Origin of the sequence: Paenibacillus gallinarum (genome assembly GCF_014836635.1) — a bacterium.
GTDB classification, from domain to species: Bacteria; Bacillota; Bacilli; order Paenibacillales; family Paenibacillaceae; genus Paenibacillus; species Paenibacillus gallinarum.
The window spans coordinates 880,960-903,781 of sequence record NZ_JACSQL010000001.1 but is presented as its reverse complement, the minus strand read 5'-3'; the positions used below and the strand labels follow the sequence as shown (position 1 = coordinate 903,781).

21 protein-coding genes are annotated in these 22,822 nt (G+C 42.0%); all 21 read right to left on the bottom strand.

What is annotated here, in order from left to right:
- Positions 1-63: 63 nt before the first annotated feature.
- The 21 genes from recA to H9647_RS04285 all read right to left on the bottom strand — a co-directional run bounded on the left by recA (position 64) and on the right by H9647_RS04285 (position 22,799).
- On the bottom strand, positions 64-1,125 hold the full coding sequence (gene recA / locus H9647_RS04385) for a recombinase RecA (RefSeq protein ID WP_191798490.1): 1,062 nt from the start codon (positions 1,123-1,125) through the stop codon (positions 64-66).
- Between the two features lie 255 nt (positions 1,126-1,380).
- Entirely contained in the window at positions 1,381-2,646 is a 1,266-nt protein-coding gene (locus H9647_RS04380; RefSeq protein ID WP_191798489.1) for a competence/damage-inducible protein A, read from the bottom strand.
- A gap of 120 nt (positions 2,647-2,766) precedes the next feature.
- Complete coding sequence (gene pgsA / locus H9647_RS04375; RefSeq protein ID WP_191798488.1) at positions 2,767-3,348, bottom strand: CDP-diacylglycerol--glycerol-3-phosphate 3-phosphatidyltransferase; 582 nt, start codon at positions 3,346-3,348, stop codon at positions 2,767-2,769.
- A 195-nt stretch (positions 3,349-3,543) separates the two neighbouring features.
- Positions 3,544-4,032, bottom strand: a complete 489-nt coding sequence (locus tag H9647_RS04370; RefSeq protein ID WP_191798487.1) for a YajQ family cyclic di-GMP-binding protein — start codon at positions 4,030-4,032, stop codon at positions 3,544-3,546.
- Between the two features lie 153 nt (positions 4,033-4,185).
- Complete coding sequence (locus H9647_RS04365; RefSeq protein ID WP_191798486.1) at positions 4,186-5,181, bottom strand: helix-turn-helix domain-containing protein; 996 nt, start codon at positions 5,179-5,181, stop codon at positions 4,186-4,188.
- 82 nt (positions 5,182-5,263) lie between these two features.
- The gene (locus H9647_RS04360; RefSeq protein WP_191798485.1) at positions 5,264-6,031 is read right to left on the bottom strand and encodes a DUF3388 domain-containing protein; all 768 of its coding nucleotides are present in this window, start codon (positions 6,029-6,031) and stop codon (positions 5,264-5,266) included.
- A 187-nt stretch (positions 6,032-6,218) separates the two neighbouring features.
- Positions 6,219-6,473: a DUF3243 domain-containing protein gene (locus tag H9647_RS04355; RefSeq protein WP_191798484.1), complete on the bottom strand. Its 255-nt coding sequence runs from the start codon at positions 6,471-6,473 to the stop codon at positions 6,219-6,221.
- 100 nt (positions 6,474-6,573) lie between these two features.
- Positions 6,574-7,344 (bottom strand): elongation factor P 5-aminopentanone reductase, encoded by a 771-nt coding sequence (ymfI, locus tag H9647_RS04350; protein WP_191798483.1) that lies wholly within the window; start codon positions 7,342-7,344, stop codon positions 6,574-6,576.
- Between the two features lies 1 nt (position 7,345).
- On the bottom strand, positions 7,346-8,626 hold the full coding sequence (gene yfmH / locus H9647_RS04345; RefSeq protein ID WP_191798482.1) for an EF-P 5-aminopentanol modification-associated protein YfmH: 1,281 nt from the start codon (positions 8,624-8,626) through the stop codon (positions 7,346-7,348).
- 3 nt (positions 8,627-8,629) lie between these two features.
- A complete protein-coding gene (gene yfmF / locus H9647_RS04340; protein WP_191798481.1) occupies positions 8,630-9,910 on the bottom strand; it encodes an EF-P 5-aminopentanol modification-associated protein YfmF in 1,281 nt (426 codons plus the stop codon).
- 190 nt (positions 9,911-10,100) lie between these two features.
- Positions 10,101-10,940 carry a spore cortex-lytic enzyme gene (sleB, locus tag H9647_RS04335; RefSeq protein WP_191798480.1) on the bottom strand — a complete coding sequence of 280 codons (840 nt, stop codon included), beginning with the start codon at positions 10,938-10,940 and terminating at the stop codon, positions 10,101-10,103.
- Between the two features lie 173 nt (positions 10,941-11,113).
- Complete coding sequence (locus tag H9647_RS04330) at positions 11,114-13,750, bottom strand: FtsK/SpoIIIE family DNA translocase (protein WP_225229031.1); 2,637 nt, start codon at positions 13,748-13,750, stop codon at positions 11,114-11,116.
- A gap of 79 nt (positions 13,751-13,829) precedes the next feature.
- The gene (locus H9647_RS04325) at positions 13,830-14,057 is read right to left on the bottom strand and encodes a YlzJ-like family protein (protein WP_225229030.1); all 228 of its coding nucleotides are present in this window, start codon (positions 14,055-14,057) and stop codon (positions 13,830-13,832) included.
- A gap of 2 nt (positions 14,058-14,059) precedes the next feature.
- Positions 14,060-14,821, bottom strand: a complete 762-nt coding sequence (locus tag H9647_RS04320; RefSeq protein WP_191798478.1) for a ClpP family protease — start codon at positions 14,819-14,821, stop codon at positions 14,060-14,062.
- A 185-nt stretch (positions 14,822-15,006) separates the two neighbouring features.
- Complete coding sequence (locus H9647_RS04315) at positions 15,007-16,686, bottom strand: ribonuclease J (protein ID WP_191798477.1); 1,680 nt, start codon at positions 16,684-16,686, stop codon at positions 15,007-15,009.
- Between the two features lie 391 nt (positions 16,687-17,077).
- Entirely contained in the window at positions 17,078-17,962 is an 885-nt protein-coding gene (dapA, locus tag H9647_RS04310; protein WP_191798476.1) for a 4-hydroxy-tetrahydrodipicolinate synthase, read from the bottom strand.
- A gap of 28 nt (positions 17,963-17,990) precedes the next feature.
- Positions 17,991-19,208, bottom strand: a complete 1,218-nt coding sequence (gene dapG, locus H9647_RS04305) for an aspartate kinase (protein WP_191798475.1) — start codon at positions 19,206-19,208, stop codon at positions 17,991-17,993.
- 298 nt (positions 19,209-19,506) lie between these two features.
- Positions 19,507-20,085, bottom strand: a complete 579-nt coding sequence (locus tag H9647_RS04300; protein WP_191798474.1) for a dipicolinate synthase subunit B — start codon at positions 20,083-20,085, stop codon at positions 19,507-19,509.
- Positions 20,082-20,987, bottom strand: coding sequence for a dipicolinate synthase subunit DpsA (gene dpsA, locus H9647_RS04295; RefSeq protein ID WP_191798473.1), 906 nt, complete (start codon positions 20,985-20,987; stop codon positions 20,082-20,084). The genes H9647_RS04300 and dpsA overlap by 4 nt, the downstream gene beginning before the upstream one ends.
- Positions 20,988-21,115: 128 nt before the next feature.
- Positions 21,116-21,562, bottom strand: coding sequence for a dUTP diphosphatase (gene dut / locus H9647_RS04290; protein WP_191798471.1), 447 nt, complete (start codon positions 21,560-21,562; stop codon positions 21,116-21,118).
- The gene (locus H9647_RS04285) at positions 21,540-22,799 is read right to left on the bottom strand and encodes a M16 family metallopeptidase (RefSeq protein WP_225229093.1); all 1,260 of its coding nucleotides are present in this window, start codon (positions 22,797-22,799) and stop codon (positions 21,540-21,542) included. Before H9647_RS04285 ends, dut begins: the two co-directional genes overlap by 23 nt.
- Positions 22,800-22,822 lie beyond the last annotated feature (23 nt).

Genomic DNA, 22,822 nt, shown 5'->3' with positions numbered 1-22,822 from the left:
CAGCTAAAAATAAGCCGCGGTTTCTTATCTTTACACTATTGTTCACACAATTGGCAAATACTCTTATTCGATCTCAAACAATTCTTTTTCTTCTTTCTCTTCTTTCGCTTTGTCTGAATCAGAAGGAGCTTCAACAACCGTTGTCAAATTGCTCGCTTCACGAATTTTTTGCTCAATTGTACTAGCAATCGCAACATTTTCTTTCAAGAATTGTTTTGCATTTTCACGGCCTTGACCTAAACGTTCACCGCTGTAAGAATACCAAGCACCACTCTTATCAACAATCCCTTGTTCAGCACCGATATCAATTAGACTTCCTTCTTTGGAAATCCCTTCACCATACATAATGTCGACTTCCGCTTGTTTGAACGGAGGAGCCACTTTATTTTTGACTACTTTAATTCTTGTACGGTTTCCGACAACATCGTTACCCATCTTAATGCTTTCAATCCGTCGTACATCAAGACGAACTGTGGAATAGAACTTCAGTGCGCGTCCACCTGGTGTTGTCTCTGGGTTACCAAACATAACCCCAACTTTTTCACGAAGCTGATTGATAAAGATGGCAATCGTCTTGGACTTACTGATTGCACCAGACAGCTTACGAAGAGCTTGAGACATCAGACGAGCTTGGAGACCTACGTGGGAATCACCCATATCTCCTTCAATCTCTGCCTTAGGCACAAGTGCTGCAACAGAGTCAATAACCACAATATCAACAGCACCACTTCTTACAAGAGCTTCAGCAATTTCAAGACCTTGCTCCCCTGTATCTGGTTGAGAAAGAAGCAATTCATCAATATTTACACCCAGATTACTTGCATATTGCGGGTCAAGCGCATGCTCTGCATCGATAAATGCAGCTTGTCCGCCTGCTCTTTGTACTTCAGCAATAGCATGAAGTGCTACAGTTGTTTTACCTGATGATTCTGGTCCATATATTTCAATAATCCGACCTCTTGGAAAACCGCCGGTTCCTAGTGCAATATCTAAAGCAATCGATCCGCTGGGTACAATTTCTACTTGCATGTGAGTTGATTCACCCAGTTTCATAATTGAACCTTTACCGAATTGTTTCTCTATTTGACGTAGCGCCATATCTAACGCTGCACGACGATCTGACAATAAACTCACATCCTTCTATGTTTATAACTCTATGATACTCTCTTTGGACTCGTTTGCCAAGCATTTTTTGAGAACATACATTCGTTTTTTTGAGAGATCAGGGGCCCACTGATCCTCAGAACATAAAAAAAGGAAGAACCTGAGCAAATATGATTTGCGCCCGGTTCTTCCGATTACTTGTAGTATACTGGTTCAACACAAAAGCGTCAAACATTTATAACTTATTATTATTCATTTTACTTTGTAACTGATCATCTAGTGAAGTTTTTCGTTCTCAACCAGTCGGCGCCACAAACGATACAGAATGGTTTTCGCAGAACGAATTCGAATCGTCTCCCGATTACCGCTCAGTTTTAATTCATGAACTTCGGTCTCCTTGTCTCGTTCAGCTATACCGATATATACAAGACCGACTTCTTTCCGCTCCGAATATCCTGGGCCTGCTACCCCCGTAATAGATAGTCCGTAATCTGAATCTGTAATCATTTGAGCTTGTTCTGCGAGTACTTTCGCTACTTCAGGACTCACGGCCCCAGGAGCATCTTCTCCTTCAAGATAGTGATGCGGCACATTCAGAAGCTTCTCTTTCATTTCATTAGAATAGCATACAAATCCGCCCCGGAGCATGGTTCCGCTGCCTGGAATAGAAGTAAGGAGGGCCATCAACAGTCCTCCTGTGCAACTCTCAGCCGCTGCCAGCGTCTGTTCACGATCTGCCATCATTTCAACGATAACATGTTCTATCGGAATATCATGGCTTGCATACATATGCTCAGGTAAACGCTGCTGAATAAGAAGCTCAAGCTCGTTTAGCTTCACCATGGCTTCCCTTTCGCTTTGAGCCTTCGTTGAGATTCGTACGGTAACTTCTCCTTCACTAGCGTAAGGTGCAATCGTAGGATCAGTTTGACTCGTGATTAAATCTTTCAGCTTGTCCTCCAGCATGGATTCACCGATACCGGCGAACTTAAGCATTTTTGAATATATCGGCATTTCGCCAGCTAGTACATGCTGATACAACCAAGGCAAGACCTGATTTGTAAACATGGGCTTCAGCTCTTTCGGAGGACCCGGAAGAATAATAAAGTGTGTTCCTTCATGACTGATCGCATTCCCAAGTGCTAGTCCCGTTTCATTAAGCAACGGACTTGCTCCTTCTATAATAGTAGCTTGACGTTTATTATTTTCCGTCATCACCGTACCACGTTTAGTGAACATTTTTTCAATTTGATCCAAGGAACGCTGATCCATGAGAAGATTAAGTCCCAGAAGTTCAGCTAAAACATCCTTTGTAATATCATCTTGAGTCGGACCGATTCCGCCTGAAAAAATAACAATATCTGCACGGCTGCGCGCTGTTTCTATCGCTTGTTTCATTCGATTGGCATTATCCCCGACAACCGTCTGAAAGTATACATCAACGCCAATAGCGGCAAGCTCCTTCGATAGGAACTGAGCATTCGTATTCACTATTTGACCAAGTAAAAGTTCTGTACCCACTGCTATAATCTCTGCTTTCATTTAAACTCCTCCAGTCTCCCAGCTTATGTTTCTGATCCCCAAAAGAGCAATAGGATTTACCTATTGCTCTTTTGGGTTGAATTATAAAATTATATTAAACAATTACGCCTAGGTTTAAGCTTAATTTTGACGAAGAAGATGCTTGTTCTTAACAAAATAGTCGATTCCAGAGTACAGAGTCACGATGGTTGCCAGCCAGATGAAAATGACATCCATAGGGATGGATATAAAAGCAAACGGGAAATTATTCAATAATAAAAGGGAAATTGCGATAATTTGAGTTACCGTTTTCACCTTGCCCCAAGAGCTAGCAGCCACAACGGAACCATCCAAGAGAGCTACCTGACGTAATCCTGTTACCGCAAATTCACGGCTAATGATAACAACTGCCATCCATGAGGGTACACTACCCATTTCAACTAAGGAAACCAGCACGGCTGTAATTAAAAGTTTATCTGCAAGAGGATCGAGTAGTTTACCAAGATTGGTAACCAAATTGTGTTTTCGCGCAATGTATCCGTCAATTCCATCTGTACTCGCAGCTACGATAAAAATAATCACAGCAATGAGCTGATTATAAGGAAGAGAATAGTCACCAAACTGGATTGGAGATGGATAGAAATCAAAATCAACTAGCAAAAACATCATCATGACCGGAATCATGAAAATTCTTGCTAATGTGATTCGGTTGGGTAAATTCAAGAAAGACGCCCTCCCCTTTAGATCGTACTTGGAGATTTGCATGGTAGCAAATCCCCTCTATGTCTTTTGTCATTCATGAGATATGTAATGTAAATCTCAACATCTCTATTTAAGCTACTCTTGTATATTAAATAAACATTAATATATGGAGAGCATGAAAACGTACAAGATTTACTCATGAATTCATGTTTTGTTTTACTTCATGTTTGTAAACTGAAGATCAAGAGGCAAATCACTTGAGCGCAGCAATTGTATAATCGCTTGAAGATCATCTCGACTTTTTCCCGTAACCCTGATTTGATCCCCTTGGATTTGGCTCTTGACTTTCAGCTTCGAGTCACGAATCAGAATATTGATTTTTTTAGCGTTATCCTGATCAATTCCTTGTTTAAAACCAAGACGCTGACGCACTGTCCCCATCGAAGCAGGCTCAATTTTGCCATAGTCAAGATTTTTTAGCGGGAGACCTCTTTTGACCATTTTTGATTGTAAAACGTCAATAACTGCGCCTAGTTTATATTCATCATCAGAAACGATAATAAGCGCATCTTTCTCTATTTTAAGACTGCTCTTACTACCTTTAAAATCGTAACGACTCGCAATTTCTTTCTCTGCTTGGGTTACGGCGTTCGTTAGTTCCGCCAAATCTAATTTGGATACAATATCAAATGAACTTTCACTCATGTTATCCACTTCCTTTCATTAATCATGATGCCCTATGTAACATTATATTAGAATAGGGTACATAAATCGAATCTCTTTTCAAAGTCTTGTCAGAAAACCTTACTCGAAAAAACATGTACAGCGACATTTCGCTGTACATGTTAGAGTAGGCAATTACTCGCCAGAATCTGAAGATTCATCTTCGCCTGCAGTATTGCTCTGATCAGAACTTGATCCTTCCACACGCTCTAAACGAATCCGATTCGTCGTCTTGCCATCGGTAACTACTTCACCATTAACGGTAATTTCCGTAGCAGGAGCATAACCAGACTTAATGTACATTCCTTCTGGTCCAAGATCAAAGCTGTAGGTTTGCCCCTCTGCCGTGTTATCTCTGAACAACTTCTCACCACTAGAGTTCTCACCTGCATATACTTCCATCCAGCTAAGACCTGAAGCTTTAATTACAACCTTCACCGGTTCATCGGCACTACCGCCAGCAACGTCAAAGATCGTAATATTACCTGCTTTACCGCTCTGCTTAATCGTCACTGGCTGTTCAGTTGGATCTTCGGCAGGCTCTTCCTCCGTAGGTTCTTCTTCAGCCGGAGTATCTTCTCCATCGCTTGGATCTTGTTGATCTCCACCACCTACATCGGTACCTGGCTCCTCTGTATTCTCGCCCGCAACTCCTTCGTCTTCAGGTGGTGTTGGCGTTTCATTTACGGGTGAGGTAAACTGTTCCGTATCAGGATCACTCGGTATCTCAGCTTGCTTATTACCGTTGTCTCTGACCGCATAAACGTAAATTAGAACTAGAATGAGAGCCAAAAAAGTCCAAGGTAATACAGTAGACAACCATTTGTTATTACGCTCCGATGCCGGACGGCTGGAACGCTTCGTAATAACCGGTTCCATTGTAGCTTCTTGTTCTGAATCAGGAACATCTTTCTTATGACCTTCCAGCAACTCATCAGGATTCAATCCTACCGTTTCAGCGTAGGTTTTAATGAACGCCCGCACATAAAAGCTACCAGGGAGGACTTTATAATCTCCGGATTCGATTGCTTCAAGATACCTTTTTCTAATCTTCGTCATTTCTTGAACATCATCAAGGCTTAGTCCCTTTTGCAGCCGGGCCTCTTTCAACTGCTGACCCAGTTCAGACATGCGAATTCCTCCTCTTTTTTTGTCTTATCCAAGATGTATTTCATTTATAAAAAACACATTTCTTTAAATTATCGCTGCACCTTTACAGATCATCGGTATAATTTGCAGTAAACGTATCATATATAATCTCTTCGTCTGGCGTGCTTCGAAGTTCAATGATAATATCGAAATCATTAAAGTCATACTCAGATTCTTGCACGAAAATATCAGGATGCTCAATTACTTTCGTACTCGGCATGCTCATGATCTCTTGCAGCAAATTATAGTGTTTCTCATTAGAACGAATTGTACTCACGATCCCGTCGACAATAAAAACATTATTTGGGTTCATTTCGTCCTCAGACATTTGACTACGTATGGTTTGGCGCAATAGGGTAGACGATACAAACGTCCATCGTTTCATCGCACATACACTTCCGGCGATAATGGATTCCGTTTTTCCTACACGCGGCATTCCCCGCAGACCAATAACCTGATTTCCTTCCTTCTTAAATACTTCACCCAAAAAGTCAACAAGTAACCCAAGTTCATCCCTAGTAAAACGAAAAGTTTTACGATCATCTGAATCACGATCAATATATCGGCCATGTCTGACCGCGAGTATATCCACAAGTCGTGGCGCACGAAGAGCTGTTACCGTAATGTTATTCACTTTTTTCAACATTTGACCTAAAAGTTGGATCTTCTCATCATCATCTGACTCGATAAGCATCCCTCTTGTTTTTCCTTCAACACCATTAATAGTCAAAATGTTTACTTCAAGCATTCCAAGCATGGAAGCAATATCACCAAGGAGTCCAGGTCTGTTCTTATGTATTTTGTACTCCATATACCATTGTTTGTACTCCATATTAACACCTCTGAAGCTTATTCCTCAATATTCGACATAATCAGTCATTCCCCGAGCAGAAAATGTTTGGATCTGAATCCATCAAACATGGGTCTTACTAATGATATATAAAATAAAAATGAATTACAAGAACCAAGGATGTAACAATTACAGAAAAGCTCCCTTTCGGGAGCTCTTCCGTGCGCCACTATGCGTTTTTCTTAGCCAATTTGACCATGAGCTTAGCAATTGTACGACGCTCTTCCTCATTACCCACGTCCCATAGTTCTTTTAATGCGCGGTTGGATGGGTTTGCCGGATCGACTTTTTCATCAAGAAAATCACCGATTTCGTAAGCAAGTTTGTTAATGACATCTTCGCTAATACCGAGTTTTTCGGCCTGCACTACACGATCACCCAGAAATTTTTTCCATGCATCAAAATTACTGACTACTGTTGACATCATTAAATCCTCCTTAGCATTACTCATGAGATTTAAAGTGAGCAGTAGTTAATATGAGCAAGGTGCGTACTCCTTATACAAGGAATTAATTTACTGTGTTCTAGGTCAGCCAGCCGCCATTCGGCGAAATAATCTGTCCATTAATATAACCAGACTCAGGGAGTGCTAAAAAATATACCAATGAAGAAATTTCATCTGGTTTAGCTAGTCTCCCTGCTGGAATTTCTTGTTCCAACGTTCTCTTTTCCTCTTCGTCAAAAGAACTCATCATATCTGTATCCACGGCACCTGGAGCCACTGCATTCACCGTCACACCAGAGGGAGCCAGTTCTTTGGCCAGCGCTTTCGTAAAGGCATTGATGCCTCCCTTAGTCGCTGAATATAGAACCTCACAAGAGGCCCCTGAAATCCCCCAAATCGATGAGACGTTAATGATTCGGCCATACCGCTGGGAGATCATATCCGGCATAAACATTTGTGTACAGAGGAAAGTGCCTTTCAGATTAACCGCCATGACATGGTCCCATTCTTCTTCCGTCACATCGGACAACAAACCATAATGAGAAATCCCGGCGTTATTTACCAGAATATCAGGAATCATATCATAATCTTTTAATTTTTGGGCCATACGCTCGATTTGTTCTTTGCTGGTTAAATCCGCACTGACGGTCATAATTCTTCCACCAAAATCCATACACTGCCTTGCGACTTCGTTGGCTGCTTCATGAGAGTTCATATAATGAATAACTACATTCATTCCAACAGACGCAAAACGCTTAGCTATGGCAGCTCCAATTCCCCTGCTTGCTCCTGTAACCAGAACCGTTGTATCGAGTATAGGCTTCATAAAGGATCCGGTTTCTCTCTCCATGTTAAGGACTCACCACCAAAGATACGGCCAGCTGATCCCAATTAATATGTTCTCTAAGACGACGATTTACATCTTCAAGTGTAATGGATTCATAAATAGGCAGTACACGGAATAAATCACCGCCGCGGAATTGATAACGAGTAAATTCATGTGCAATACTCTCAGGGGAATTAAGCATACGCAAGTATCCACCCATTTTTTTCTTGCGAGTCCGTTCAAAGTGACTTTGGTCAAACCCTTTTTGCTGCATCGCTTCAACTTCCGTACGAACACGTTCTAACAAAAGATCAGGATCTTTTGTATCTCCGCCCACAGCGGAAAAGCTATACTGAGCTGAACTATTATACTCATGCCCAAAACCATCTGATATTAAATCTTCATCATAAAGTTTCTGATACAATTCAGTACTTGAACCAAACAATAAATCAAGCATCAATCGTGTGGTTAAATCCTCTCGAACCAATTCCTCACCGCTGAGGCCTTTACTTAGTTCCTTAAATCCAAATAAACATTTGGGTAAAGAAACCGCAAGTTTTACTTCCCGGCGTTTCTGACCTACTTCAAGAGGTTCCTCTTCAAATAGACGATCTATTTTTCCTTGCTTCTCATAATTCTTTTGGGCCTGATTGTTACGAATGAGGTCCATGACTTCCCCTGGGTTAACTCCACCGACTACAAAGAGAAGCATGTTGCTCGGATGATAAAACGCATTATAACAATCGTATAGCGTTTCTTTAGTAATCGTGCTGATGGATTCATTCGTACCAGCAATGTCAATCCGCACCGGATGTTTCTGGAACATGGCTTCGATTAATCCAAAATAAACGCGCCAATCCGGATTATCCTGATACATATTAATTTCCTGACCGATAATCCCTTTTTCTTTTTCTACATTTTGATCTGTAAAATAAGGATTTTGCACGAAATTCACAAGTGTCTCGATATTTTCGTTAATATTTTCGGTAGCTGAAAATAAATATACGGTCTGATCAAAACTTGTAAATGCATTCGCAGAAGCACCATGAGATGCAAACTTAGCAAAAATATCGCCTTCAGGCTCTTCAAACATTTTATGTTCCAAAAAATGAGCGATCCCGTCCGGTACTTGCTGCTCCTCCTTACCCTCTACTCGAAAATGGTTGTCTACAGAACCAAACTTCGTAGCAAAGGTAGCATAGGTTTTTTCAAACCCGGGTTTAGGTAGTACATATACAGAAAGACCGTTGTCCATTACTTCATAATACAAAGTTTCTTGTAGATGTTCATATCGTATGCTCTCCACCGGTCATTCCCCCTTCTGATCTCTCAAGAAATAAATGGTATCCAGCTGGAACGTTTCCGCTGCCTTCTGAACATCTTCTTTCGTTAAGGACTCGATTTGCGTAAGCAGTTCCATCGTTGTACGTTCTTTACCTGACAATTGACGGTTGAAATCATAAGAAATCATCTCAAATGCGGAATCTCCGATTTCCTTAAGCAAATTACGAATCATCGCCTTCGTTTGGTTCATCTCCAGGTCAGAGATTTTACCTTCTTTTAAATCGGATAATTGATTTGTTATAATCTCTACCGCTTGCTCGTAATTGGGGATCTCGATTCCTGATTGAATCGTTGCAATACCTTTATGACCGTCATATCTCGAAGAAGCATAGTAAGCAAGACTATGTTTCTCCCTTACGTTAACAAACAGTTTGGAGTGAGGATATCCGCCCAAAATACCATTGTACATTAAGGCAGATGCATACTGGTCGTCTCCATATGTAATGGATGTTCGAAGACCCATATTCAGTTTCCCCTGATTTACATTCAGCTTCTCAACAACGGTTTGTACTTCGCGGTGCTGACGACTACTCACTTCCGTTTTATACTCGAATGAAGTATTGCGATTCAAATGAAAATACTTCTCTACGAGCTCTTCTACTTCTTCGAGTGTGGTGTCTCCTACTACGTATAGGTCCATTCCCGCGTTCTGGAGCCACTGTTCATAAGACCTATAAAGCCCTTCTGGTTCAATTCCCGGAAGATCTTTACGTTCTCCTAAAGGATGAAGACGGTAGGGTTCTCCTTTACACATCTCTTCAATACAGCGCTCTCCTGCGTAACGAATTTTATCGTTTACAATGGACTCTAGTCTTTTCCGAACGGTATCTCGCTCTTGTTGGACATAGGAAGAGCGGAAATGACCGTTTTCTTTCGCAGGGCTTGTAACCACTTCGCCAAGAAAAGCAAAGGACCTGTCAAGCAGTTTATCACTGCTTTGAACAAAGGAGTCATTAATGGTATCCATACGGAACTGGATAATTTGATGATCTCCTCTTTTGTATACGTCAAAACCGAATCCTGCTCCGTATAGCTCTTCTAACTGCTCACGAAACTGGATTGTCTCTGGATATGATGATGTTCCTCTACGCAAAACGAATGGGATCAGTGCTGTACTGGTTACCGTATCTTCTTTAAGCGGCGTGCCCACATACAGAGATATGGCAAACGTCTTAAAGCGTTTGGTAGGCAGCACATGAATGCGAATATGCTGATTGCTGCCGCGTTCGAATCCTGTATTAGTCAAGTTTCAAAACCCCTTTACGACGTCATAATTTTTTTCATTAATTTTCCTAGTATGATTTCATTCTAACTCATTCAAAAGCACAGAAGCAACCGGAGGGAAATCCGCCGATTGCTGTCCATACATTCTTTATTAAGTAATTAGCTGTTGCTTTCCGAAATGCAATAGATCCTTATCCATCCCATTCTATAACTTACATGCAGAATATATGCTGACCAATCGTTTTTACCTGAGGTCTAGACCATATCCATTTAGAAGTTGCTGTTTTCGGGTTGAAGTAGTACAGACATCCTCCTGATGGATCCCATCCATCTAAGGCTTGCATTACGGCTTTCCGCGCTTGCTCATTCGGTTCAAGATAGATCTGTCCATCTGCTACTGCCGTAAACGCACCCGGTTGGAAAATGACACCCGACGGAGTGTTTGGAAACTGTGGTGATTCAACGCGGTTTAATATGACAGCAGCTACTGCTACTTGTCCTTCAAAAGGTTCCCCACGAGCTTCTCCGTAAACAGCATTAGCCATTATTTTAATCTCATTTTCCGTAAGTCCCAGGGAATTGGTACTCCCCATATTGTTATTCCCACTGCTTCCATTGTTACTACTGTTACCTCCCGAGTTAGTACCCGCAGAAGAGTTGCCTCCAGTCGCTTGCCCTGGTCCTGGCTCAGTTGGACGCCAGTCTTTAGTGGCGTTGTACAGTTTAAGTTTTGTCTTTGCACCAACTACACCATCCACTGGGATACCAAATTCCGATTGAAACCACTTAACGGAACCTAGAGTCTTGGGTCCAAAGTGGCTGTCAATCTTACCGTAGTAGTAACCAAGATACTTAAGCCGGCCTTGAAGTTCATATACATCCTGTCCATAGGCACCAGATGTAACCAGGTTTTGACTGAACGTAGGGACTGCTTCGGCATTTTGCTCGATTTTCATTTCTGCCTTTTCTTCATTTGTCATCAGGATCAGACGATATGAAGAAGCCGATAGTAAGATCACGCCGGCGAGGATCCAAAGATTGATTTTTCGCATTGTAGAATCTACCTTTCTTTAATGTTCTCTTGTTGGCTACATTTATTATGTTTAGCAGTTATTGTTCCTATTCACGTTTAGTCATAGTAGAAAACATGTTAAAGAGTGGAAATCGTAAATAGGAACATAAAAAAGGAGCCCCTTTCGCATTGGAAAGGAACTCCTTAGATGTACTATGAACTTATTTTGTTTGCTTGAAATTGTTCCATGGAAATAAGAACTTCTCTCGGTTTACTGCCCTCGTAAGGACCAATAACACCTCTAGCTTCCATAGAATCAATTAATCTTGCAGCACGAGTGTAACCTACCCTCATTCGCCGCTGAAGGAGGGATACGGATGCCTGCTTGGCTTCTATGATGATCTGTACAGCTTGATCATATAGCTCATCTTGAATCTCTTCCGCTTGTTGCATAGTATCATCAATTTCGGGTACAAGCGATTCATCATACTCTGCCTCTGCCTGGTCACGAACATAGCTCACAATATTCTCTACTTCCTGATCGCTTAAAAACGCGCCTTGTACACGAACCGGCTTAGAAGAACCAACTGGCATAAAGAGCATGTCCCCACGACCAAGAAGTTTCTCTGCTCCCCCCATATCGAGTATCGTACGGGAGTCGACTTGTGAAGAAACACCAAAAGCGATTCGGGATGGTATGTTTGCTTTGATTACACCGGTAATAACGTCAACGGACGGTCTTTGAGTTGCAATAATAAGATGAATGCCGGCAGCACGAGCCATCTGAGCAAGTCTTGCTATGGCATCTTCCACGTCATTGGCGGCAACCATCATAAGGTCAGCCAGCTCATCGACAATAACAACGATATAAGGAAGGATGGCAGCAGGATTATCTTTCATCAGATTATTATATCCTTCTACGTTCCGAGTACCTGACTTAGAGAACAGCTCATAACGCTTTTCCATCTCCACAACAATTTTCTTAAGCGCAAGTGAAGCACGTTTCGGGTCAGTCACCACAGGAGCAAGCAGATGTGGGATCCCGTTGTACATATTAAGTTCTACCATCTTAGGATCCACCATCAGAAACTTCACTTCATCGGGCTTCGCTTTATACAAAATGCTCGTGATGATTCCGTTGATACACACGGACTTCCCTGAGCCTGTAGCACCGGCAACAAGTAGATGGGGCATTTTTGCTAAGTTTCCGACTATCGTTTGACCCGAGATATCACGGCCAAATGCGATAGAAAGCTTGGATTCGGCTTCCTGGAAGACCGTTGTTTCCATAACTTCACGCATAGTAACAACAGATACCTCTCCATTTGGCACTTCAATACCAATGGCGGATTTACCTGGAATAGGAGCTTCCATACGAATATCCTTAGCCGCAAGCGCAAGTGCAATATCATCCGTTAAACCGACGACTCGGCTGACCTTAACACCGATATCCGGCTGAATTTCATACCTTGTTACCGCTGGACCACGAACGACTTCAAGTACTTTAGCACGGACACCAAAGCTCTCAAGCGTAGCCTCCAGTTTACGAGCAGTTTGCTTGTAGTCATTCTGATCTCCACCTTTACCGTTGTTACTTGGTCTAGACAACAACTTAAACGGTGGAAGCTTATAAGGTTTAGGCGGTGGAGCCGGTTGCTGAATGGCACCTTCTTCTGATTCTTCTGCTGTTCCGGAATCTACCTTAGATAGGATTCCCGATGATTGGACTGCATCTGAATCAGAACCAGACTCTTCCACTACGTTTGAAGATACAGCAAGGTTCTCTTCTGAAGGATAAGCATCATCCAGATCATCTTCCTCCACTGCATTTTCATTACGTACATTCTCAAAGAAGTCCCGAATAATTGGCGCTGAACTTGCAGCACCTCCCGGTTTCACTTCTGGATCTTTTGGTAAAGAGTTACTGAGCTCCGAGTATCCTTCTGCCCACGGAAGATTCGTATCCGAAGAGGCCGATCCGTAAACCACCTCTTGTCCACCTTCTTGATACTGATCTACATCAGAATCATCATCTACATGCTGCTTTGACTTCGCATTGCCAAACAATTGGAAGAATAGAGGTGCTTTGCGACTAGGGAGATCCTCGGTATACTGATCCTCTTCGTCCTCTTCATCATGGTATGGAATAACTTTTGGTTTGGGTTTCGCCTTATTTTTCGTACCCGTTTTGCGAGTAGTCCCTGATTTAGATGAAGATTTCCATTTCGCAGCAAGGGCGCGTCCTGAACGAAGGACACGAGTTTTGAATATTCGTATTAAGTCTACATAAGATAAACCGGTAATCAACATAAAACTGATAAAGAACATAACAATCATCATTAAATTTGCACCCATATTGCCAAATAACCATAACAATACAGCGTATTCAACTGCTCCGATGTATCCTCCGCTGATATCTCTACCCAGCATGGAAGCATTACTTGTTTCATCAGCTCTTAACAGTTCGGTTTGCAAATCAATATGTATCTGATTCATCACTTCGGATGCATTTAACAGATCCATCGGACCAAGCTTCTGTTCCATAGCTGAGATTGTACTCATTAAGGTCAAAGCAAGGACAAGCAACACCAAGCCGCTTTTTCTAAGATTCCAGCCCGCCGGCCACTTCCGATGAATCATTACCATGAGGCCATAAAATATTCCGATAAGCGGGATTACAAAATAAAACTTGCCCAGTAATAGTCCAAACATCTTGGATAAAGAGCGTCCAACTGTGGCCTCACCAGAGAGGGCAATAACAGACAAGGTAATCAAAATGATTCCATATATCTCGTATTTAAGAACCCCACCAAGGGTTGATTTTCTTTTCTTTTTCTTCTTTCTGGCCAAAAAAGGTCACCTCCAGAAGAATATTATACCATAAGTACATACAACAGCACATATGTTCTTTTTCGGCATTATTTTAAGGTTAACCTTGTTCTATTTTCCCTGAATATAGCGGAATTTCTCTACCAGGAGAGTATGCAGGATCTAAATAGTCGTATAATCCTCCATTTAACATTCTCACGATAATTCCTGTTTTTTCATCTTTCGGCATCACTTGAATTAGACGTCCCGCTACACTCATCTCCATCATAGGCAGCTGTTCTTTCCACATACCTTCCCAAAGCTGTTCCGTAGGCATTACCGTATACATCGTCATTGTGTTAATCCTTTCGGCTCAGACATGTCTTTAGCTGCTTGAATACGGCGATTTAATTCTTTAATTGCGTCTCCAATACCGCCTACCGCATCCATCAGCCCATACTCAACTGCATCAGCGCCTGCAACTGCGGTTCCGATATCACGGTTAAGTTCCCCTGTCTTAAACATCAGCTGCTTAAATTGCTCTTCAGTTATCCGAGAGTGTGAAGTTACAAAACGCACGACTCTTTCCTGCATCTTTTCCATATATTCAAAAGTCTGAGGTACACCAATGAATAATCCATTCATTCGGATGGGATGAATCGTCATGGTAGCACTCTCCGCAATAATCGAATAGCTGCTGCTGACCGCTATAGGAACACCTATACTGTGTCCTCCCCCAATGACCACCGTAACGGTAGGTTTCGTCATCGAAGCTATCATTTCAGCAATCGCCAGCCCCGCTTCCACATCTCCCCCAACTGTATTCAGAATGATGAGAATTCCTTCTATGCGCGGATTTTGCTCTGCAGCTACAAGTTGCGGAATTAAATGCTCATATTTTGTTGTTTTATTTTGTGGCGGTAATATAAGATGTCCTTCGATCTGGCCGATAATCGTCATACAAAAAATGTTTGATTCCCCAGGCGGGACAGGAACAGACGTCGTTCCTAGTTCTTGAATGGTATTTACGACGGGATTGTTTTTGATCTCTTCTTGAGGTGCGATTGGAGTTTCATTGTTCGTTTCTTTTGTTTTATCATTTGATTCTTGCATTAATAAACACGCCCTTCTCTGCCATTGGTAAACAACCATATTTGTTTATTATGGCAGTTAAGGATCTGTTTCTATTCAAAATTATACAAAAAAGCCTCTTCATTCCAACAGGGAACCGTCCAATATTACCTGTTGGTTGAAGAGGCGACTGTGTGCCTTTTTATTAATCTGTTTGTTAAAAAGTATTACACTTCCATAATGATTGGCAAAATCATTGGTCTGCGACGCGTTTGCTCATATAAGAAACGACCCAAAGAGTCTTTTACATTCGTTTTGAGTGAAGCCCATTCATTGACATTCTCACTCATTAACTTCTGAAGGGTACTTGTCACAATTCGGTTTGCTTCATCTAGCAGACCTTCTGATTCACGAACATATACGAACCCTCTGGAGATGATGTCCGGACCCGAAACAATTTTCCCATCCTGTTTGCTTAGTGTTACAACTACAACCAGAATGCCGTCTTGTGATAAAAGTTTACGATCGCGTAGTACAATGTTACCTACATCACCGACACCAAGACCGTCAATTAATACATTACCGGAAGATACTTTACCTGCTTTACGAGCAGAACCACCTTGAATCTCAACAACTTCACCAATATCGGTAATAAAGATGTTTTCACGTTCTACACCAACAGCTTCTGCAAGCAGAGCATGACGACGTTGCATCCGGAACTCACCATGAATTGGAATAAAGTATTTCGGCTTCATAAGGTTAAGCATAAGTTTAAGTTCTTCTTGGCTTCCGTGACCAGAAACGTGAACGCCGGAGTTAGCTCCGCTGTAATGAACTTCAGCACCGAGGCGGAATAATTCATCAATTGTACGTCCTACGTATTTTTCATTACCTGGAACAGGGGTAGCCGCAATAATAACGGTATCTCCTGGTAAAATATCTACTTTACGATGTGTAGAACGGGCCATACGTGTAAGTGCTGACATTGGTTCCCCTTGGGAACCTGTGCATAGAATAACTACACGGTCAGCTGCCATTTTGCCTACTTCTTCTGGTTCAATGATCATTCCGTCTGGAATTTCCAGGTAACCAAGATCAGAAGCAATATTAACAACATTCACCATACTTCTACCGATCACTGCCACTTTACGACCTGTCACTTCAGCTGCGTTAATGACTTGTTGTACACGATGCACGTTAGAAGCAAAAGTAGCTACAACTACACGTTGACTTGCTTTACGGAAAATATCTTCAAGAACGATACCGACATTCTTCTCAGAAGGAGTAAAACCAGCTTTCTCTGCATTCGTACTATCCGACAAGAGAGCCAATACACCTTTGCTTCCAATTTCAGCCATACGCTGAAGATCTGCAAATTGACCATTGACTGGTGTGTGATCAAACTTGAAGTCTCCGGTATGCACGACTACACCTTCTGGTGTTTCAATACATACGCCAACAGAGTCTGGAATACTGTGATTTGTTCCGAAGAATGAAGCCTTGAGGCTGTTACCAAGCTCGATTACGGAATCTTCATTAATGAGAATACGTTTTGTTTCGCCAAGTAAATTGGCTTCTTTTAGTTTGTTCTCCACTAAGCCAAGTGTAAGCTTTGTTCCATAAACAGGAACATTAAGGTGTTTTAGAACGTAAGGCAAACCGCCGATGTGATCTTCATGACCATGCGTCAGAACGATCCCTCTTACCTTGTCACGATTTTCGGTAAGATAAGAAATATCAGGAATGACAATATCAATGCCGAGCATATCCTCTTCTGGGAATTTAAGACCCGCATCAACGACTACAATGTCATTACCGTACTGAACAACATACATGTTTTTTCCGATTTCACCGACGCCGCCCAATGCGAAAATCATCAATTTATCGTTATTATTTTTCTTAGACAAATGAATCTGAACCTCCTATGGTAGTTGGACGTCGTACCTTATAATAGTTAATATTTGTTATTATTGTTTAAGAAACTTATAGCTTCTCAGCCAAAGTTCCTGCACACTTATCATTAATTAAACATATTTCAAAAATATACCGCACCCAGTCACTTGACATCATTATACATGATTAAAAAGCGAAAAAACAAGTCGAGCATGCTTTGTAAGGTGTAGTTTTCCCGTTTTCTTTAAAAACAATCAAATTGAAATGCAGAAAACAACCTTTTTCCACTTATACTTATGGGTTTTTATTCCTCAAACCAACACAGTGCTGAAACTCTAAATATAAACAAAAATCCCCGAAGCTCTAACGAAGAGTTCGAGGATGCTCTGTTTTTTATAAAATAAGTTAGTCAATCTTAGCAATCAGTTCTGAAATGAACTTAGCTTCTTGTTCAGTAGGTGCAACGAGCGGAAGACGCACCGAGCCCACTTCATAACCCTTAAGTGTTAATGCATATTTTACAGCTACAGGATTCGGCAACGGATGCGGCGCATCAAACAAACCTTTAAATATAGGGAATAACTTCTGATGTAAGGAAGTCGCCTTCTGTACATCTCCGTTCACGTAGGATTCAATCATTTCTTTCATGGATGAACCTATGATATGACTCGCAACACTCACAATACCATAAGCTCCCACAGATAGGGCTGGCAGAGTTGATGAATCATCACCAGAATAGACAGTAAACCCTTCAGGTGCACCCGTAGCAATCAGTGTCACTTGTTCCATGGATGCACATTCTTTTGTAGCTACAATGTTCTCGATTTGCGCAAGGCGAAGTGTCGTTTCTACAGAAAGGCTAGAAACCGTTCTTCCCGGCACATTATACAGCATCACAGGTAAGGAAGTAGACTTCGCTATCGCTTCGAAGTGTCTAAACATTCCTTCTTGATTCGGCTTATTGTAATATGGAACAACCAAAAGAACCCCGTCCACACCCGCTTTTTCTGCCTCTTGCGTAAGCTTGATTGAATGGTGTGTACTGTTGCTGCCCGTACCTGCTATAATTTTGGCTCTCCCAGCAGCATGTTTTACCGCAAAAGAAAACAACTCCACTTTTTCTTGATCCGAAAGGGTTGGTGATTCTCCTGTTGTACCTGATACGACCAGAGCGTCTGATTTTTGTACATCTATTAAATAATCGATGAGCCTGGAGGTTTCTTCCCAATGGATCTCGCCTTCATCATTGAAAGGCGTTACCATGGCCGTTATTAGTCTTCCAAATTCCACGTTTACGTCCTCCTTGAACTTTTGCTGATTATAGATGGAGCTCAAATTTTGTATGCAGAGCACGAACTGCGCCTACCATATCTTCTTTTTTCACTAATACCCAAATCGTTGTGTTCGAATCAGCTGACTGCAAAATGTCAATATTCACGTCAGCGAGCGACTCGACAATACGGGCCATAATTCCTGGAACACCATTAATCCCTCCGCCAATAACCGAAACCTTGGCACAACCGGATAAACTTTTCGGTTTCAGTCCAAGTTCTTGGAGGACACGGATCGCTTTTTCGGAATCATAATCAAATACGGTATATACGGCGCCAGATGGTGAAACATTAATAAAATCAACACTAATTCCATTCTCTGCCATCGCTTTAAAGACCTGAAGCTGTAGTTTGCCTACATTCTCTTCTGCTTCAACCGTAATTTGCGTTATATTGCTTACATGTGCAATACCGGTTACATGACGATCAACAACGCCGGATTGAATATCCCGAACTCCTTCTGGGTGAGTAATAAGCGTTCCTTCACCATCACCAAAAGTAGAGCGAACACGCACCGGAATATGTGACTGCATGGCGATCTCTACGGCACGCGGATGTATAACCTTCGCGCCTTGGTGAGCCATATTACTAATCTCTGCATAACTGACATATAAAAGAGGCTTCGCATCTTCTACAATCCTCGGGTCTGCCGTCAGTACACCTTCGACATCGGTATAAATATCGACCATATCTGCTCGGAGTGCAGCCCCAAGAGCTGTAGCTGATGTGTCACTACCTCCGCGCCCTAATGTAGTAATATCACCTATATCATTAATGCCTTGGAAACCGGCAACAATAACCACTTGATGAGATTTCAGTTCTTCTAAGATCCGATCCGGCTTCACCTCAATGATTCTAGCATTGCCATATTGATGATCGGTAATAATTCCGGCTTGCCCGCCCGTTAGAACGGTAGCAGTGAGTCCTTCACTATGTGCCAAACTAGTTAATGTCGTTGCAGAAATAAATTCACCACAAGAAAGCAGCAAATCCTTCTCTCTTGCAGGCAGAGCATCTCCATTACTGCCAATCCAGTCCAGAAGAGTATCTGTTGCATAAGGTTCGCCTCTGCGTCCCATCGCAGATACCACAACAACAAGTGAATGCCCTGCTTTAATTTCACGCTTCATATGCTGAAGAACACGTTCTCTTGCAGCGGGGGTTGAAAGGGAAGTCCCCCCAAATTTTTGCACTAAAATGCCCATGCACGAATTCCTCCATTTGTGTATCAAGAAGACCTAAGCATAAAGGATGTAGAACAAATGGAATTTAAACCTTCTGCGTTGCTTAAGCGTTCAGATGCGATGATTTTGATTAACTGCATACTTTGCAGTGCTTGTTAGTAATCTGTTCTACGTTCTACATAAATTCATTTTTCAAAAAGACATAATATAAAAAAATGCTATAAAGGATCATATACCTAAAATAGCTTAGTATACTCACCTCGAAAAAAGGCATCTTGCGATACCTCTCATTCGTAAAGTTAACATGTCATTTGCCGCTTTACATAAGTATAGGTTGCATTTGTCTTCCTTCGAGAGCGGCATAAGCTGCTTCGGGAATCAGATGCATTTTAGCGACGAGTGAATTCGGTTTATTCTCTGGATTATCCTGGCCGAACGGAACGAAATAGATATACTTCGCTACAAGTAACTTCGCAATATTCGCTGCGTTTAGTCCTAGCCCATCATTCGTCGAAATAGCAAGAACAACAGGACGTTGATTCCGCATTTGCGATTTTGCAGCCATCAGAACGGGACTATCTGTCATTGCATTTGCTAGTTTACTGGTCGTGTTACCTGTGCAAGGTGCAATAACCAGTACATCTAGCCTCTTCGATGGTCCTAGTGGCTCAGCCTCTACAATCGAAGAAATAATATCATTCCCTGTTATATCTTTCAACTGTTGTTGCCAACTTTGAGAAGTCCCAAACCGAGTATCTGTGGTAAGTACAGTCTGAGATATGATAGGCACAACATCTGCCCCTTCATCCTTAAACCTTTGCACTACCGGCATCACTTCTTCAAAAGTACAATGAGATCCTGTTATTGCATAACCAACCGTTTTACCCTGCCAATTCATTGCTTATTCCCCCGATCATTTTGTTCACCTAGAAGCAGCTTAACAATGGAGTTGGCAATAATAACACCCGCTGTTTTGGGAGCAACAATGCCAGGGAGCCCAGGGGCGAGCAACGCTTGAATACCGCGCTTCTCTGCATACCGAAAATCGGTTCCGCCAGGTGCTGAGGCAAGATCGATAATAAACGATTTCGACTTCATTTTGGACAGGATTTGTGCTGTGATTATCATAGACGGTATCGTATTAAAAATCAAGTCAGCTTGCCCTGCATGCTTCTCTAAATCCCTCGTCAGAAAAGGCTTTAAGCCCATCACTGATGCTCTGGCAATATCCTCTTCACGTCTTACAGCTACCCTCACATCCGCACCCAAACCTTGAAGTGTTTTTGCCATTGTAAAACCAGTACGACCGAGTCCTAATACGAACGCGACCGAGTTATGAATCGTAAAATCTGTTTTCTGAATAGCTAGCATGATTGCGCCCTCTGCTGTCGGAATCGAATTATGAATAGCTACATCGTCGCGATCAAGAAGTTCAATAAGACGAACCTTATTTTGCTTGCAGATTTCTTTTAGATATGGTTTTGCCATACCTGTGAATATCGTACAATGTTCTGGAAGTTCAGCTGCCAGTTTCGCAGTTAAAGTTAACGTTGTCTCGTCGCTAGCATATTTAGCTTGGATGTTTCCGCTGTCGTCACATCCCACCACCGGCAGTATTAAAACGTCAGCTGAAGAAAGAAGCTGCTCAGACAAGGTTTCTTTAACAGCTCCTTCAGGAAAATGCTCTAAAGTATCAAACCCTACTATACTTACAGATGCATCAAGCTCTACGCAGCGATGGATGACCTCAAGCTGACGTGCATCTCCTCCTAAAACGACGATCCGAACTCCGGTCAACATCAGGATGTCACTCCTTTCAAAAGCTGTATGATATCATCCTATGCCTAACAGATAGCCCTGGTGATTGATAAGCATAAAAAAGCTGCCCTCCCATTTCGGAAGAGCAGCTTCATCAATAATATTTCCTTTTATTTCCCTGTGTGACCAAAACCACCGGTACCACGAACCGTTTCAGATAGTTCTTCTACTTCAGTCAAGGTAACCGCAGGTACGACTTGAATCACCATTTGTGCGATGCGTTCATTCCGGCGGATTGTAAAAGGTTCTTGTCCTAAATTCACAAGCAACACCTTCACTTCACCACGATAATCTGCATCAATGGTTCCCGGCGTATTAAGACAGGTAATTCCATGTTTATAAGCTAAGCCGCTTCTTGGGCGAATTTGAGCTTCATAACCGGCTGGTAAAGCCATAGCAAATCCCGTAGGAATCAAACTACGTTCCCCTGGATTTAATGTCTTATCAGCCTCAACAGCGGCATACAGGTCAAAACCTGCTGCTAGTTCAGACATTTGAGCTGGAAGTGAAATATCTTCATTACCAGCTAATCTTTTAATTTGTACGGATACTGACAAACTCGTTCCTCCTCATAGATGCAATTGCTTTATCCGAAGCGCCTACCATAGCCAGTGCATAAGGTACAGCAAACATCCGGTCTAAAACAACATTGATGTCGTCCATTGTTACATTTTCAATTTTTTCAATCATTTGGTCAAGGGTTTGGTGTTTCCCTACCATCAGCTCATTTTTACCATTACGGTTCATTCGGCTGCCTGTACCTTCAAGACTTAAGATGAGGCTGCCTTTGAGCTGTTCTTTTCCTTTACGGAGTTCCTCTTCAGACAAACCATTAACAGCAAGATCTTTTAGAAGTGCAATCGTGAGCTCCATTACCTCTTTTGTCTGCTTAGGGGCTGTTCCTGCATAGATCGTAAACAAGCCGCTATCTGCATGTGCACTGTGATAGGAATAGACAGAATAAGCTAGACCACGTTTCTCTCTTATTTCCTGGAACAATCTCGAACTCATTCCGCCGCCAATCGCATTATTAATGAGTGCCATTGCATATTGCTTGTTGTCGTGAATAGAGCATCCTGGAAAAGCTAAACATATGTGGTTTTGCTCTGTTTTCTTTTTATGAAACAGCTGTTCACCTTTAAATACAGGCTCAGATACTTCCTTCATTTCTCCATGAAGATCAAAAGAGCCAAAATATTTTTCAAGCAGTTCCATAATATGCTCAGCATCGATATTTCCGGCAAGGCTGATCACCGTATTTTCAATCGTATAACGTTCCTTCATAAAATCACGAAGTGTCGTCTGATCCATTGCATTTAGTTTCTCTTCTGTACCGAGAATCGGATAAGCCAATGGATGATCTCCGTAAGCTGCGAGCGAGATTAAATCATGAACCATATCATCCGGCGTATCTTCGTACATGGAGATTTCTTCTAAGATTACATTTTTCTCTTTTGCGAGTTCCTCACTATCAAACTTGGAATGAAAGAACATATCCGACAAGACATCTACCGCAATCGGCAAATGTTCATCAAGAACTTTCGCGTAATAACAAGTGTATTCTTTTGAGGTAAATGCATTCACATTACCGCCGATGGCATCGAATTGTTCTGCTATCGCTTTCGCGTCAAAACGATCCGTGCCTTTAAACAGCATATGTTCTATAAAATGAGATACTCCGTTATTCAGATCATCTTCATTACGTGAACCATTCTTAACCCATATCCCAAAAGAAACCGATCGGCTAGTTGGAATTTCTTCCATGACCACTCTAAGGCCATTCTTAAGTTTCATTTTTTTCACATGCTGGCCTCCCC

Bases quoted from the DNA above. Each gene is read 5' to 3' on its own strand.
- H9647_RS04380 (WP_191798489.1), bottom strand. From the start codon at position 2,646: ATGAAAGCAGAGATTATAGCAGTGGGTACAGAACTTTTACTTGGTCAA.
- H9647_RS04370 (WP_191798487.1), bottom strand. From the start codon at position 4,032: ATGAGTGAAAGTTCATTTGATATTGTATCCAAATTAGATTTGGCGGAA.
- H9647_RS04365 (WP_191798486.1), bottom strand. From the start codon at position 5,181: ATGTCTGAACTGGGTCAGCAGTTGAAAGAGGCCCGGCTGCAAAAGGGA.
- H9647_RS04360 (WP_191798485.1), bottom strand. From the start codon at position 6,031: ATGGAGTACAAACAATGGTATATGGAGTACAAAATACATAAGAACAGA.
- H9647_RS04355 (WP_191798484.1), bottom strand. From the start codon at position 6,473: ATGTCAACAGTAGTCAGTAATTTTGATGCATGGAAAAAATTTCTGGGT.
- ymfI (WP_191798483.1), bottom strand. From the start codon at position 7,344: ATGGAGAGAGAAACCGGATCCTTTATGAAGCCTATACTCGATACAACG.
- sleB (WP_191798480.1), bottom strand. From the start codon at position 10,940: ATGCGAAAAATCAATCTTTGGATCCTCGCCGGCGTGATCTTACTATCG.
- H9647_RS04325 (WP_225229030.1), bottom strand. From the start codon at position 14,057: ATGTATACGGTAATGCCTACGGAACAGCTTTGGGAAGGTATGTGGAAA.
- H9647_RS04320 (WP_191798478.1), bottom strand. From the start codon at position 14,821: ATGCAAGAATCAAATGATAAAACAAAAGAAACGAACAATGAAACTCCA.
- dapG (WP_191798475.1), bottom strand. From the start codon at position 19,208: ATGGGCATTTTAGTGCAAAAATTTGGGGGGACTTCCCTTTCAACCCCC.
- H9647_RS04300 (WP_191798474.1), bottom strand. From the start codon at position 20,085: ATGAATTGGCAGGGTAAAACGGTTGGTTATGCAATAACAGGATCTCAT.
- dpsA (WP_191798473.1), bottom strand. From the start codon at position 20,987: ATGTTGACCGGAGTTCGGATCGTCGTTTTAGGAGGAGATGCACGTCAG.
- H9647_RS04285 (WP_225229093.1), bottom strand. From the start codon at position 22,799: ATGAAACTTAAGAATGGCCTTAGAGTGGTCATGGAAGAAATTCCAACT.